This window comes from Leucobacter sp. 7(1), assembly GCF_900163635.1.
Lineage (GTDB): Bacteria > Actinomycetota > Actinomycetes > Actinomycetales > Microbacteriaceae > Leucobacter.
Window position 1 is genome coordinate 46,138 of sequence record NZ_FUID01000022.1, and the last position, 14,351, is coordinate 60,488.

The window sequence follows — 14,351 nt, forward strand, 5'->3', positions numbered from 1 at the left end:
ACACGACTAAATCCGAAGAGAATTCAACTATTTGCTACTGATTACGAATATACTGCACTATTAGTAGGTTCCACCGCATCCTGCGACATCACATTGGGTCGTGGTTGGGTGGTTCCATCTGAACACCATTACCCACCGATTTCTTTGGAGCATGTCATGCGCGTCGGTATTCCCACCGAGATCAAGAACAACGAGAACCGCGTCGCCATCACGCAGGCTGGCGTCGTCGAACTGACCCGCCGCGGGCACGATGTCTTCGTGCAGGCTGGCGCCGGCCTCGGCTCGGCCATCACCGATGCGGAGTACATCGCCGCCGGTGCCACCATCGTCGAGGGGGCAGACCAGGTCTGGGCTGACTCCGACATGATCCTCAAGGTCAAGGAGCCCATCGCTTCTGAGTACGACAAGATGCGCAAGGGTCAGGTGCTCTTCACCTACCTGCACCTCGCAGCTGATCGCACCCTGACCGACGCCGTGCTCGCATCGGGCACCACCGCCATCGCGTACGAGACCGTGCAGCTCGCGAACCGCGGCCTGCCCCTGCTCGCCCCGATGTCCGAGGTCGCTGGTCGACTCTCGGTCCAGGTCGGCGCGTACTCGCTGATGAAGGCAAACGGCGGCCGCGGCGTCCTCCTCGGCGGCGTCACCGCGACCCGCCGCGGCAAGACCGTCGTCATCGGCGGCGGTGCTGCGGGCGAGCAGGCTGCACGCATCGCCTACGGCATGGGTTCCGAGGTCACCATCATCGACATCGCGATCCCCCGCCTGAAGCAGCTGGAAGACGAGTTCAACGGTCGTATCCAGACCCGCACCTCGAACGCCCACAACATCACCGAGGCACTCAAGGACGCTGACCTTGTTATCGGCTCCGTGCTGATCCCGGGCGAGAAGGCACCGAAGCTCGTCACCGACGAGATGGTTGCGCAGATGAAGCCGGGCTCCGTGCTCGTCGACATCGCAATCGACCAGGGCGGCTGCTTCGAGAACTCGCGGCCCACCACGCACGACGATCCCACGTTCTCCGTGCACAACTCGATCTACTACTGCGTGGCGAACATGCCCGGTGCGGTCCCCGAGACCTCCACCGCGGCGCTCACCAACGCTACCCTCCCCTACGTCGTGTCGCTTGCTGACAAGGGCTGGGTTGCCGCACTGAACGCTGACGAGGCACTGGCAAAGGGCCTCAACGCACACGACGGCGTGGTCACTTTCAAGGGTGTCGCTGACGCATTCGACGGCCTGCCGTTCTCGTCCGTCTCGGACGTGCTCGCAGCCAACGCGTAAGCAGAGGGCGTACTCTAGATCCTATGGATCTGAAGTTCAGCTTCGGAGGGGCGTCACCGGATCATCACGATCACGGTGGCGCCCCTTCGGGCGTTTCCCTCCCCCTGTCCGTGAAGCCCGTCTCGCTTGGCCCGGCGAGCAGCTCGCTCGATATCGTGCTGCGCCGCTCTGACGCGAAGCTTGTCGCCGAGGCGATCTCCGGAGACGGGGTCACCTACGCCCGCGCCGAGGTCGACACGGATACCGACGCGGCACCCGAAACGCTCGCGAAGGCCGCCCGCTCGGCGGTGTCCCGCGCGGTTGCGGAGCTCGAGGGCCCCATGTCGGATTCGGTCACCGCGATCGTTGTCGACCTCGGCACGGATTCAGTCGCCCTGATCACCGCACTCGGTATCAACCTGGCAGATCCCGTTGTGGACGCCGCGCTGCAGCGACGTTCCGGGATCGCGATGGGCACGCCCGTCCGCGTCGCCGGCTAGCCCGACTCGCAGGAACGGCCGAAACGGCCGACCGCACGCCGGGCCCGGGGCTCACGCCGAACCCAATCGTGACCGAACCCGAATGCCGCCGAACCCGAATGCCGCCGAACCCGAGCCGTTGTATCTTGCGGGAGGGATTCTCGCCGGAAAACCCATCCCGCAAGATACAACGGCTCGGGGAAGGTGGAGCATCACAGGGCCGAGTGCGGCGTGAGGTTACAGCCCGGCCTGGAACCGGATGATCCGCTCCAGAGCCTCGGCCACGGCGCTTTCACCGGCCGCATACGACAGCCGCACAGCGCGGTCACCCGAAACCGGATCAAAGTCCGCACCGGGGACAACCGCAACATTCGCGCCTTCGAGCAACGCTCGGGCGTAGGCGGAGGAGTCCGCGTAACGCTCAAGCTGCGGCCCCAACTCCGAGTAGTAGTAGAACGCCCCGTCCGAGGGCGCAGCGACACCCCAGTTCAACTCCGGTTCAGCGGCGAGAATCAGCGCGCGGGCGCGCGCGAAGCCCGCAACGACCGCGTCGCGTTCGCCGTATGCCTCGGCGCTGAATGAGCGCATCGCGAGTTCTTGTGCCGGTGCGGGCGGTGACAGCGCGAAGTTCGAAGCCAGCGCTTCCACGGGATCAACCAGGGCCTGCGGCAAGATCGCCCAGCCCAGCCGCCACCCCGTCATTCCCCAGTACTTCGAGAACGAGTTGATGACCACAGCCTCGGGATCGAGCTCTCGCAGGGTGATCCCGCGCGGATCCGCGGCCCCCGGCTCGGGGAAGGTGATGCCGTGATAGATCTCATCGCTGATGATGCGCACCTCGTTCGTGACGCACCAGGCGACGAGCTCGGTGAGCGCCGATCGATCCAACATTGTGCCCGTCGGGTTCGCGGGTGAGGCAAGGATCAGCCCGTTCAGCGGGCCGTGCTTAGCGACCGCAGCCGCCAGCAACTCGGGGGTGGGCTGGTAGCGCGTTTCCGGGCCCGTCGGGATCTCGATGACGTGCACCCCCAGTGCGGTCAGGATGTTCCGGTAGGCGGGGTATCCGGGGCTCGCGAGGGCCACCCGGTCACCCGGGTCGAATGCGGCGAGAAATACGAGCTGGAAGGCCCCCGATGACCCAGTGGTCACGGCGACAGTGGCCGGATCCACCTCCACGTCATACCAGGACCGGTAATGGCCGGCGATCGCCTCGCGCAGCGGGGTGGTGCCGAGCGGGCCTGTGTATCCGGCAGGCTTGAGTGTGCCGGGCGCCGGGCGGGCACTCGGCTCCCCCGCGCACAGTGAGACAACGTCGTGTCCGTCCGCACGGCGGCGAGCGATCTCATCGGTGATGCGCATCACCTCGAAGGCGGGGATCTTCGAACGCTGGGACGCCGCGAGCGGCGCGATGCTGGGAGCCTCCCCGAGCCTGCGGGAAGGCGGAGTCTTGAACGGTCCGCCTGGTGTGATCATGCCTCCACGTTAGCGGGCCGCGGCGCGGCAGCGTCGAGGTGCCGCAGAAAGATGATGAGCCAGGCGAAAATGATGCCAGCGGCGACGAGCTCGAACGCCGCGAGGTTGTAGTACTGCACGGGCCAAAACAGGATCGCGGAGAGCGCGATCCCCATTAGCACGATGTCAGAAAACAGCAGGAAGGCCTTCGAGAAACCATCGAGAATCCAGCGTAGGCCGATCAGCACCCCGCCGAAGACAACCGCCATACCGGTGGCAAACGTGTTGTGAACGATGAGGTTCTTGTCGACCGGGACCAAGCCCACACCGGCGAGGCAGGCCCCAATCGCCACAAACGCCCACCCGATGAGGGCGGTGTTTCGCGTATGGCTCGGAGGGGCGGCACTCGCCCACGCCTCGAGCGCCGGGGACATGAGCGAGGCCAGTGAGGCGAGCAGCATGCCTCCCACAACGAGCGTGAAGTTGAAGATGATCACGCTGATCCCACTGCCCGCACCCAATTCGCTGAAGTGGAGTTGCCACCACTCCGCGTCGCTTGTGGTGAGCATGGCAACAACGATGCCGCCCGTCATAAACACCGAGAACAGCCCCGAGAGTCGCGAGGTCGTCAGGTCACCACCGGACAGCGTGCCCCCATAGCCGGCAACAGCGGCGAGCAGCACCGTGATCATGATGCTTGTGAACGCGTCAACCTCAAGTCCCAGAAACCCGCGGACAAGAATCGAGGTGAGCAGCCCCACCATGAGCACGGTGATTCCCGCGTGCACAAGTGCGATCGCGAGCGCATTAATTACCGCCTGTGTGCGCACCGCCCAGCGCGGCCAGCCCGGAATCGGCGGCAGGGGGGACCGCAGATACTCAGTGACTGCCGAGATCGCCGCGGCCACAGTGGCGAGCACGATCCCGACGCTGCCGGGCGATACGGGGCCCCACAGCTGCACGGTGTCGTGGAACGCAATCAGCCCAGTCACGGCCGCGACAACCGCGGCAATCGCGGCAGCGGCAAAGGCTCGCACCTCCCGCCGGCTCCCCGGCGAATCCGGGACGCTCTCGACCCCGGGATACAGCAGCGCAAACATCGCATCAACGGCGCGACGCAACCGTCCCGGCGGTGTTCGCGTAGCCTGCGGCGTCGGCTGTACCGGCGGTGTTGGTGGGCGCAGCCGATCAGGCTGTGATGCCTCGGGAGGGGTCATGCGCTCAGTGTAGGAGTCGCAGGCTCACCTCCCCGCGCGGCGCGCTCGGTGAGCCGCAGGTAACCCGAGAGCGCGCTGAGTCCCTCGGCGGACTGCGGGAGTCCTTCGCCCAGCCTGTCTGAGGAGATGAGGTGTGCGGCCCATTGCGCGCGGCTGATGGCAACGTTCAAACGATTGCGCATCAGCAGAAACTCGAGACCGCGCGGCACGTCTTCTGCGCTCGACGCGGCGAGCGTCACGATCGCGATCACGGCTTCGAGGCCCTGGAACCTGTCGACGGTGCCGACTCGGATCTCCGCAAGACCCGCCGCGACAAGCGCGTCCGAGACGGTTTCCACTTGCGCGTTGTACGCGGCAACCACGATGATGTCGGCGGGCGTGAGCAAACGTTCCGCTCCGGTGCCGACACGCACAGTGCCAGCGAGCACCTCTTGCGCCAGGCGCACCGCTGCGGCGGCCTCTTCAGTTGAGTGGGTCGCATTGCCCCGGTGCCCGACGGGGTGCCACACGAGCCCTGCGGGGCCGCAACCGGTGACGTGTCGAGTGCCGGCAGCGGGGTGGGCACTCAGCCGCCCCTCATAGGAAAGCTCAGACACGACTCCGGCGAGTTCCGGGTGCATGCGCCGGGTTTCGGCGAGGAAATAGCCGAGTTCGGGTGGAAGGGTGTCGTGATCTCCGATCACCCAGGCCAACGCCGAGGTGTCCACAGGCTCGGGGTGACTGCCCTGGGACACCTGCGGGAGCTGCTGCGGGTCGCCCAGCAGCAGCAGCCGCTCGGCCGAGACCGACGCCGCGATCGTGGGCGCGAGTGAAAACTGTCCGGCCTCGTCGATCACGAGCAGGTCCAGGCTGCGCCTCGGGAACCGCTCCTCGTGGCTGAAATCCCACGCAGTGCCACCCACCACACACCCGCGACCCGCGTTGCCGTGTTCGCGGAGGAACCCGGCCTGTCCGCCAACCCCGAGCACCGTGTACTCGGGTGGCAGCGCGTCGGGATCGAGCCGCCCACCCTGCGGAACCTTCCCCACGACCGCGGGATCCACCCCCGCGGAAATCACGCCGTCAAGCACGTTTTCCACGACTCGGTGTGACTGCGCGACAACGCCGATTCGCCAGCCATCCTCCTCGACGAGGCGCTTCATCACGCGCGACGCGAGATACGTTTTCCCGGTTCCAGGAGGGCCCTGCACGGCAAGCGCGGATCGGTCGAGTCGCCGCACACTCGCGACGACTGCCCCAATCGTGCGCGCCTCGGGGTCGCCGCCAACAGTGGCAAGGGCGAGTGGGGACGCGGGATCCACGAGCGGCCCACCGCCCACGAGCCGCGGGGCATTGCGCCGCAGCAAATCGACCACCGGATCCGCGGGCGCAGCACCCGCAGCAAGACCGTCGGCAAGCGCCTCACCCCACTCCTCAATTGCGCTCCGCTGGCGACCGGCGTTCGGCGGCGGCCCCGGAACGAGCGCAACAGGCAGGGTGTCGTAGGGGGTCGCGTCCCGCGGCAACATCTCCTCAATGACCACGCCGTGCTCGTCGCGCGCAACGATTTTGACGCGCTGCGCGGTGCGCTGACCTGGGAAAGTTCGCGGGTCCGCAAAGGGTGCCGGCGGCGCGTACAAGACGTAGGCTTCCCCGCCCGCCTTCGCGGAACTGCCCGGGGCGAGTTCACCGCCGAGCCGGACATGACGGCGCTCCACGCGCGCCCGTCCCGGCAGATGCCAGTCCTCGAGGATTCTGGTCTGAGCGGGATCCACAACGAGTACATCGCGGGTGTCCGCCCATTCCTCGATGGGGTCGGTGAGCCGCGCAAAGTGTGCCCACCAGAACGACTTCTGCTCGCGTGCGTGGTAATCAATTGCACTGCCCGCGAGAGCCGCGGCGGTGCGCTCGTGCGGATCCGTCGCGGCCTCCGCAAGCTCAGCGAGCCGCGCCCCGAGCACGCTGATCTCGAAGCTCTGCGTGGTGTCGGGCACAAAGGGAGGTGCCGGATCGACACCGTGTTCCGCGGCGAGCCCCTGGAGCCAGTCTCGCAACCGCAGCGTCGAAACGCAGTCGTAGCGGTTGTAGTCGGCGATCGCGTCGAGCCGCTGCTGGCCAGAAGCCCGCAACGCCGGATCTGGGGCGGCGAGCTGGGCGGTGGCGTCCGCGTACTCGGTCACCGACTGCGCCGCGGTCGTGACGCCGTCCTCAGCCCGCAGCTCGGCCCCCATGTAGAGCGGCTCAAGTTTCTTAATCGAATAAGACCGGGATCCAACGAGCACTGCTCGCCGGACGATCGGGTACAAATCGACGAGCACCTGGTCGCGCAGCAGCCCGTCAACTTCGGCCTCACCCACCCCGTGCCGTGCCGCGATGCTGAGCAAGTGCGTGCGCTCGTAGGCCGCGTAGTGGTAGATCCGCATTCCGGGGAACCGTGCGCGGCGCTCCGCGACGAGCTCCAGGAAACGTAGCAACGCGGCCTTTTCCGCCGCGAGATCGTGGGCCCAGAGTGCGGTGAACTGTTCCTCCGCATCGACAAATCCGAAGAGATAGTCGATGCCCCACCGCGCCGTCGCGTCGGTCCCGGGTTCCCGGTAGAGCGGGTCGCCCTCGAAATCGAAGAACAGGTCACCCGGGTTCGGCGCGGGGATCGCGGCCAGCGCCGCCGCATCGATGACCCGCACCGGCGGCGGGCCATCCCCCACAGCCCCGACCTGAGCGGCGGCCTGTGCGCTGAGCCGCGTGAGCACCGCCGGGGCGATCCCGGGAACGTCCAGGTCACCGGCGACGATTCCGGGGAGCGCGTCCGCGATGGCGTCAATTGTCGTGAGCCCCGCCGCCGCGAGCGCCGAGCGTTGCGTGGTGCGCAGGCCCGCGATCAGCAGCGGGTCTCGCGTGCGTTCGATCTCGGGCGCGCACACTTCGCAGCGGCCACAGGCAGTCACGTCCGGATCGCCCCACGCGACCGGATTGGCGCTCGCCCGCAGACCGTCGACACCGACCGCGGTCGCGCGGTCGATCAAGATGCGGTGGAGGCGCCGCCTGCGCGCACGGAACACCGGCGCGATGTCAGAGATCCGGTGCGTGGACCGGGCCCCGTCCCCGAGGATCAAGGTGGCCTGAGGCGCGACCGGCACCCCGATCCGCTCCAGCTGCTCGACGTATGCGGCAAGCTGCATCAGCGCAGACACACGGGCCCGGCGCGCAAGCTTTGTGTCTTCGACCTCGTACTCCCCGGCTTCGGTCATGCGGAGAAAGTCCGCGAAACCCACGAACGCCAGTTCCGGTTCGTCCGCGGTGCCGGGCCGCTGCGCCGGATCGAAAAACGTCGCCTGGAACACCACGCCCGCCTGCGCCGCGAGCGCGGCCTCGGTCTGCGCGCTCACCGCCAGGAGGTCCGCCTCGGACATGGAATCGGGCCGCGGGATCTCGGCAACACCGCCGGGGGTCGCCGGGTCCCACGGACCCAGTTCGTCCCGGTACGCGGCCAGCGTACGTTCTTCGTGCGCGTCGCCTAAGCGGGCCGCTCGGGCAAGCATTGGGTCGTCATCGGGTGGCACGCTGACGTTTCGGCCAAACCGCGCATCCGCACGGCGCAAAAACGCGAACTCACAGGCACTCGCGGCGGTCAGGTCACTCGCGCTCGTGACGATCCGCTCGCCGCCGCTCGGCCGTTTCTGAATGAACACGCGCGCTCCGCTCGTCGGGTGAGATTCCGTGCTGAGAAGACACGAACAATACGCTCACGACGTTAGCGTGTACCACCGACATTCAAGGGATTCTCCACAAACTCGCGAGTGATCAGCCAGCAGACGCTAGAATGGTGCGCACAGGGCGTGTTCATCCCGCCCCGCGTCGCTGACTTTCAGTCGCCCGCCCCCGACGGCAGGCCACCAGAACTTTCGCGGCGAACGACTGCGCGGTCCCGCGCACTCGCCGAAACCGCAGCATCGCGACGCTCTGGCCAGTCCTGGCCCGCCGCGCGCTGCACGTATGCAGAAAGGTCCCCGTGACCGAGACCACCACCCCCACTTTTGAAGCGCTCGGCGTTCCGACCCCGATCGCCGACGCGCTGGCCCGCAACGGCAAGACCGCGCCGTTCCCGATCCAGCGCGATACGCTCCCCGATACCCTCGCCGGCCGCGACGTACTGGGCCGCGGCCGCACAGGCTCCGGCAAGACAATTGCTTTCGGCATCCCGCTCGTCGCGCGCCTCGCCGAGGACGTCGTCGCGAAGCGCCGCCCGAGCCGCCCCCGCGCGATCGTACTGGCCCCGACCCGCGAGCTCGTTACGCAGATCGCAGAGACAATCAAGATGCTCGCCGACCCCGTCGGCGTCAAGGTCACCACGATTTTCGGCGGGATCCCGCAGCGCCGCCAGGAAGTCGCCCTCGAGGGTGGCGTGGACGTCGTCGTCGCGGCCCCGGGCCGCCTGGACGATCTCCTGAAACAGGGCGTCGTCTCGCTCGACGGCGTCGAGGTCACCGTGCTTGACGAGGCCGATCACATGGCCGACATGGGCTTCCTGCCAGTCGTCACGCGCATCCTCAACAAGACCCCGAAGGTCGGCCAGCGGCTGCTCTTCAGCGCTACCCTGGACAACGGGGTCGACAACATCGTGAAGAAGTACCTGCACGACCCGATCTTGCACTCGGTCGACTCTGCCGAGTCACCCGTGCCGCAGCTCACACACCATGTGTTCGAGGTGTCGGGCAAGGGACAGAAAGACGCGCTCATCGAGGCCCTCGCCTCGGGCACGAGCCGCCGCATCTTCTTCACCCGCATGAAGCACCAGGCCAAGCGCCTCGCGAAGTCGCTCACGGCGGCCGGGATCCCCGCAGTCGAGCTGCAGGGCAATCTGTCACAGAACGCGCGCGACCGCAACCTCGCTGAGTTCGTCAGCGGCGACGCGAAGGTCCTCGTGGCCACCGACGTCGCGGCCCGCGGCGTTCACGTCGACGGCGTCGAGCTCGTGGTCCACATCGATCCCCCGGTCGAGCACAAGGCCTACCTGCACCGCTCCGGTCGCACGGCCCGCGCGGGCAACGAGGGCGATGTCGTCACCATCGTGCTTCCCGAGCAGCGTGGCGAAATGCGTCAGATCATGCGCGCCGCGAAAATCAACGTCGCGCCCCGTCAGGTCAACCCGAACGCGGCGAGCGTTGATCCCGAGGTGCTCGCACTGATCGGTGAGGTCGCACCCCGCCAGGAGCCCCGCGAGATCGAGCGCCGCCGCGCCGAGGCGCAGGCCGCGCAGCAGCGTGCCGCGGGTCACAACCCCGCAGGGCAGGGCAGCTCGACCGGAGCAAACGCGAAGCGGAAGCGCTCCCGCGGCGGCCGCGGGCGCAGCGCTGGAGACGGTGCGGCGCAGGGCGGCCAGACTCGTGGCGGCCAGGGCGGTCAAGGCGGCCAGCGCTCCGGCGGCCAGGGCGGTCGTGGAGCGCAGGGTCAGGGCGGCGAAAACCGCCGCGGCCAGGGCAGCGGACGCGGCCAGGGCGCGGGCCAGGGCCAGCAGCGCTCCCGTGCGCAGGGCGACGGGGGCGGCCAGCGCCGCACCGGACGCCGGGCGCAGGGCGGCGGCAGTGTCTACTCCACGAGCTCGCCTGGCGCGTAACTTCACACCGCGGTGAGCGGTGAAACCGCTGAGGGCGGCGGTGCAATGCGCACCGCCGCCCTCAGTGGTTTTCAGCGATTGACCGAACGGCCTGCCGTGCTACGCCTCGTCGAGAACCTCGCGGGTGTCGGGATCGCCGTCCACCTGCTCAGCGAACTCGGTGCGCCGCGCCGTGTCCGGCGATTCCTCCTGCCAGAGTTCTTCGAGATCAGCGGCCAGTTCGGCCTCCTGCTCCTCGAACTCTTCGACTTCCGCCAACGGCGCGGAGTTTGCCGCCGATTCGGCAAGATCCGGCGCAGGATCGACACTGGAATCAGGTGTGGGACCAGGGGAATTCACAACGTGGTTCATGGCCTCACGGTAGCGCTCCCCCACGTCAGTGTCCACGACGACGCCGCGGCGTCCGCTGAGAGCTGACGCGTGATCCCGGGCTCCGCGACGAAATCCGTGCCATGTGCCCCGATCCTCCGCGAAATCACGCCCCTATCGCTAGCGAGGGTAACGATTTCGGTCATATAATCGTCTGATGGGCATTTACGGGCAGCTGAGCAAGAATCCGGGCGTTTTTCGAGTCTTGGGTTCTCAGTTGCTGGCCCGATTCCCCTTCGGGATGCTCTCGATTATTCTGCTGCTGCACATCCAGCAGGCCTACGGTGACTACACCTCCGCTGGGCTTGTGCTCGCCACGCAGAGCATCGGCCAGGCGATCTCCGGCCCGATGAGCAGCAGGCTAATGGGGCGGCTCGGCATGCGTCCGGTGCTCTCGGTCACCTCGGTCGTGTGCTCCATTCTGCTGTTCACCATCGCACTTGTGCATCTGCCGCTCATGATCGTGGCAGGGATCGCCTTGCTCATCGGGCTCTCCACGCCGCCGGTGACTCCGGCGGTGCGCACGATCTACCCGAAGCTCGTCCCGAGTTCGCAGCTCTCGGAGCTCTTCTCTCTTGATGCCGCGGCGCAGGAACTCATCTGGGTGCTCGGCCCCGTGGTCGCGGTGTTCGTGACCTCGCAGTTTGGCACCTCGATGGGCCTCCTCGTCGCCGCCGGCTTCATGCTGCTCGGCGGCGCCTGGTTCATTCTCAGCCCCGCGGTGGGCCGCGTGCAGTTGCTCCGTTCCAAGCGCGGCTTCGGCGCGGTCCTGCGTCATCCCACCGTCGTGATCTCGACCGTGGTCGGGTTCTTCTTTGTGGCCTCCTTCGCGGCGATCGAAGCGGGCGTGGTGGCGGCGTTTGCCGGGCCAGACGGCGGGCACGGCAGCATGGAGTCGGGCATTGTCCTCGCCCTGTTCGCGGGTGGATCGCTCGTGGGCGGATTGCTGATCGGACACCGCGAGATGCGTTCCTCCTCGCTGTTGCTGCGCATCCTTGTCGTGCTCGCAGGAACGCTCGCAAGCCTGGTCAGCCTGAACATGTGGTGGCTCGGAACCGTGCTATTCCTCGGCGGCCTCGGCACGGCCCCGGCGTTCGCCGCGATCTCGAGCATCGTGAGCTCTACAGTGAAGTTCTCGGAGACCGCAGAGGCATTCGGTTGGGTGGGCACCGGGCAACTCGTGGGCGTCGCCACAGGTTCCGCGCTCGCGGGCATCGCCATCGACGTTGCGGGTGCGCACGGGGCCATCGTCGTTTCGGCCGCCCTGCTCCTGATCTGCGCCATTGTTGCCGCCGCCACAATTCGGTGGATCCCGGACCTGCGCGGCCGCTCGATCGAGCCGCCGCCCGAGACGGGCACCGTCACAATCCCGCTGAACTAGCGGGGCCGTCGCCTCTCATCGATGGGTGAGTTTCTGGGGCTTGCCGTGCGCGAAGCCCCAGAAACTCACCCATCGATGCTGCTGTGGGGGCGCAGGATCACGATTCCGGCACACTCAGGGAAGGCCCAGGCGGTCCCCGGCCCGGAGCGACCACCGGCGGACTATGGTGTGGACATGTCCCGTCGAAGACTTCTCGCGCTCACCGCCGCAGCGACGCTCCTCCTGGCACCACTCTCAGCGTGCGCGCGTTCCTCGGAGTCTGCGGTATCCCCACCCCAGATCGGGATCGAGGGGCCGCTCACAGACGCAGCAATGCCCGAGGGCGGGGCGGCCGGCGCTCAACTCGCCGAGAACGGCGCTGGCACCAGGAACATGACCGAGCGTTCCATCATCCGCTCCGGTGACCTTCGCCTCACGGTGGCCGATCTGGAGGAGGCGAGCGACCGGGTCACCGCGGCGGCCCGGGAGCTCGGCGGCAGCATCGACTCCGAGACCCTCTCGCAAGACTCCGCGAACCTCACCGTGCGGGTTCCCGCCGAGCGTCTCGACGAGGCGTTCGACGTCCTGAGTGGGATCGGTGAGGTGCAGTCGCAAAGCCGGTCCGCGGAGGACGTCACCACCGTGCACGTGGACCTGGAGGCGCGCGTCGCTGCGCTCGAGTCCTCGGTGAAGCGCTTGAACGCGCTCATCGCTGACGCGTCGACCACGGCGGATCTGATCGAAGCCGAGACAGCGCTGACAAACCGCCAGCAAGAACTCGACGGCCTCCGGGCTCAGCTCACCGCGCTCGAGGATCAGGTCGAGGAAGCCACAATCTGGGTCACTCTCGCCCCCGAACAGGTGCTGCCCGGCGGCGGCCCCGCCTCGTTCTGGGACGGAGTGGTTTCAGGCTTCCAGTCCCTGGGGACGGTGGGGGCCGGAGCGCTCGTGGTGCTGGGCGTGCTGCTCCCCTGGCTGGTGCTCGGTGCGCTCGTCGCGGGGCTCGTCGTGTGGATCGTACGCGCGATCCGGCGTCGCGGGGCGCGTCGACACCCGGGAGTCGCTGCACCCGCGGCGACGCTATCCTCCACACAGGCACCAACCGCGCAGGCACCGCTCGCCGCGCAGACGCCGTCCGAGCACGCCGCGTCCGATCACGCGCACCCCAGCCCGCCGAGCAACGACAGGTGACCAACGGTCACTGAACGCCGAGCGCTCGGCGGCGACCGCGCCACAGCGGCCGGCGAGCACAGAGCGCTACGCGACGAGCCGATCGATCGGGATCTCCGTCCCGAGGATCCGCTCGGCAGCGCGGTGCCCAGATCCGAGCGCGGCGGTGACCGTTGCAGGATCATCCTCCCAGGTGGCCTCGCCCGCGAGGTGCAGCACACCGCCGAGAGGGGTCGCCAGAACCTCGTGGTCAGCGGGCACAGAACCGACGGTCATATAGGCGTAGGACCCACGCGACCAGGGGTCGTCCTGCCAGTGCGTGACGTGACTCGCGACGGGGGCCGGGATCGCGTCCCCAAATATCTCGCGGAGCGCCCCCATGACAGAGTCAACAACCTGTCCTTCCGGCCAGTCACGGATCACGCGCGCGCACGGCCCCGCGGCGAACGTCAGGAGCGTCGGCTCCCCGTGAGCCGCGGTCACGTCGTACCAGGAGTGCCACCAGGACCCCGCCTCGCCCTGGCGGCGGATCGCCGCGACATTCTCGTCCCAAAACCTCTCGGGGAAGCGCAGGAACACCTTCTCGAAGGCGTTCATCTCGAGGCGATCGAGCGCGCCAGCCACGGGATCGGGCAGTGGCGGATCGATCACGAACGCATCGGATTTCAGAACCCCCACCGGAACGGTCACGACCGCGTGATCCGCCGCATATTCATTCCCACTTGTGCGCACGGTGACGCCGCCGTTCGTCGCCCACGTGACCGCGGACACGGGCGTCTCTCGCCGGATGTCGAGCCCAGCTGCCAACCCAGACGCGAGCCTGTCGTAGCCTTGCGGAAAAACGACCTCGTCGCCCTCAACAGCATCATCGTCGAGACCGTGCGCGTCGAGATCATCGATCCACGCACCGTACTGCTCCTCGGTACGGTGACGCAGGTACTCGCGGACGCGCTCCGCACGATCCGCATGCCACCCCAGCTCGGCGAGCGCCTCCTCCACCGCGTCCGCATAGGAGCAGCCGTGAGCGATACCCGCGATCACGTCGGCCAGGCGTGCGTCGCACGCGGCGACATCGGCAATGAACGATTCCGCGGCCGCATCACTCAACCGCACGGCATCGGGGCCGTAGTAGGCGACGGGTTTGCCGCCCGCCTGAAAACTCCCCATCGTAAACTCGACGTCGGGCATCCCGAGCGCCTGGGTCGCAACGTGAACGGGGCTGTCAGTAATGCCGTGAATCCACGAGGCACCGAGATCGGTGACGCGGCCCGCCACTCGCTCGGAATGGACGCGCCCGCCGACCCGGTCTCGCGCCTCAAACACCACCACCCGCTGCCCGGCGCGCGCGAGCAGCCGGGCAGCGGTGAGCCCCGCGATGCCCGCGCCCACAACGATCGTGTCGAAGCGTTCTGTGTGCTGCGTCATGCGGTGAGTCCTGTTCTCTACGG

General features: G+C 67.7%; 10 protein-coding genes. 5 read left to right on the top strand and 5 right to left on the bottom strand.

Going from position 1 to position 14,351, the window contains the following annotated elements:
• Nucleotides 1-156: 156 nt before the first annotated feature.
• Together ald and FM113_RS04825 are read left to right on the top strand one after the other, a co-directional pair.
• A complete protein-coding gene (ald, locus tag FM113_RS04820; protein WP_087012058.1) occupies nt 157-1,284 on the top strand; it encodes an alanine dehydrogenase in 1,128 nt (375 codons plus the stop codon).
• 23 nt (nt 1,285-1,307) lie between these two features.
• Entirely contained in the window at nt 1,308-1,763 is a 456-nt protein-coding gene (locus tag FM113_RS04825; RefSeq protein ID WP_087012059.1) for a hypothetical protein, read from the top strand.
• Nucleotides 1,764-1,979: 216 nt separating this feature from the next.
• Here the strand turns inward: FM113_RS04825 and FM113_RS04830 are convergent, their stop codons facing one another.
• Genes FM113_RS04830 through FM113_RS04840 form a run of 3 tightly spaced genes read right to left on the bottom strand, consistent with a single transcriptional unit; the run spans nt 1,980 to nt 8,079 of the window.
• Nucleotides 1,980-3,215, bottom strand: coding sequence for a pyridoxal phosphate-dependent aminotransferase (locus tag FM113_RS04830; protein ID WP_087012061.1), 1,236 nt, complete (start codon nt 3,213-3,215; stop codon nt 1,980-1,982).
• Nucleotides 3,212-4,411 carry a hypothetical protein gene (locus tag FM113_RS04835; protein WP_140393285.1) on the bottom strand — a complete coding sequence of 400 codons (1,200 nt, stop codon included), beginning with the start codon at nt 4,409-4,411 and terminating at the stop codon, nt 3,212-3,214. The genes FM113_RS04830 and FM113_RS04835 overlap by 4 nt, the downstream gene beginning before the upstream one ends.
• On the bottom strand, nt 4,408-8,079 hold the full coding sequence (locus FM113_RS04840; protein WP_087012066.1) for a bifunctional RecB family nuclease/DEAD/DEAH box helicase: 3,672 nt from the start codon (nt 8,077-8,079) through the stop codon (nt 4,408-4,410). The genes FM113_RS04835 and FM113_RS04840 overlap by 4 nt, the downstream gene beginning before the upstream one ends.
• A 320-nt stretch (nt 8,080-8,399) precedes the next feature.
• Between FM113_RS04840 and FM113_RS04845 the strand changes: the two genes are divergently transcribed.
• Nucleotides 8,400-10,004, top strand: a complete 1,605-nt coding sequence (locus FM113_RS04845) for a DEAD/DEAH box helicase (protein ID WP_087012068.1) — start codon at nt 8,400-8,402, stop codon at nt 10,002-10,004.
• 99 nt (nt 10,005-10,103) lie between these two features.
• On the opposite strand, the gene FM113_RS04850 is transcribed toward FM113_RS04845, so the two are convergent.
• Nucleotides 10,104-10,355, bottom strand: coding sequence for a hypothetical protein (locus FM113_RS04850; protein WP_140393286.1), 252 nt, complete (start codon nt 10,353-10,355; stop codon nt 10,104-10,106).
• A gap of 175 nt (nt 10,356-10,530) precedes the next feature.
• Between FM113_RS04850 and FM113_RS04855 the strand changes: the two genes are divergently transcribed.
• Nucleotides 10,531-11,754 (top strand): MFS transporter, encoded by a 1,224-nt coding sequence (locus FM113_RS04855; protein ID WP_087012072.1) that lies wholly within the window; start codon nt 10,531-10,533, stop codon nt 11,752-11,754.
• Nucleotides 11,755-11,775: 21 nt separating this feature from the next.
• Nucleotides 11,776-12,924 carry a DUF4349 domain-containing protein gene (locus FM113_RS04860; RefSeq protein ID WP_087012074.1) on the top strand — a complete coding sequence of 383 codons (1,149 nt, stop codon included), beginning with the start codon at nt 11,776-11,778 and terminating at the stop codon, nt 12,922-12,924.
• Nucleotides 12,925-12,990: 66 nt separating this feature from the next.
• Here FM113_RS04860 and FM113_RS04865 read toward each other — a convergent pair whose 3' ends face one another.
• Nucleotides 12,991-14,328, bottom strand: a complete 1,338-nt coding sequence (locus FM113_RS04865; RefSeq protein WP_087012076.1) for an NAD(P)/FAD-dependent oxidoreductase — start codon at nt 14,326-14,328, stop codon at nt 12,991-12,993.
• Nucleotides 14,329-14,351 lie beyond the last annotated feature (23 nt).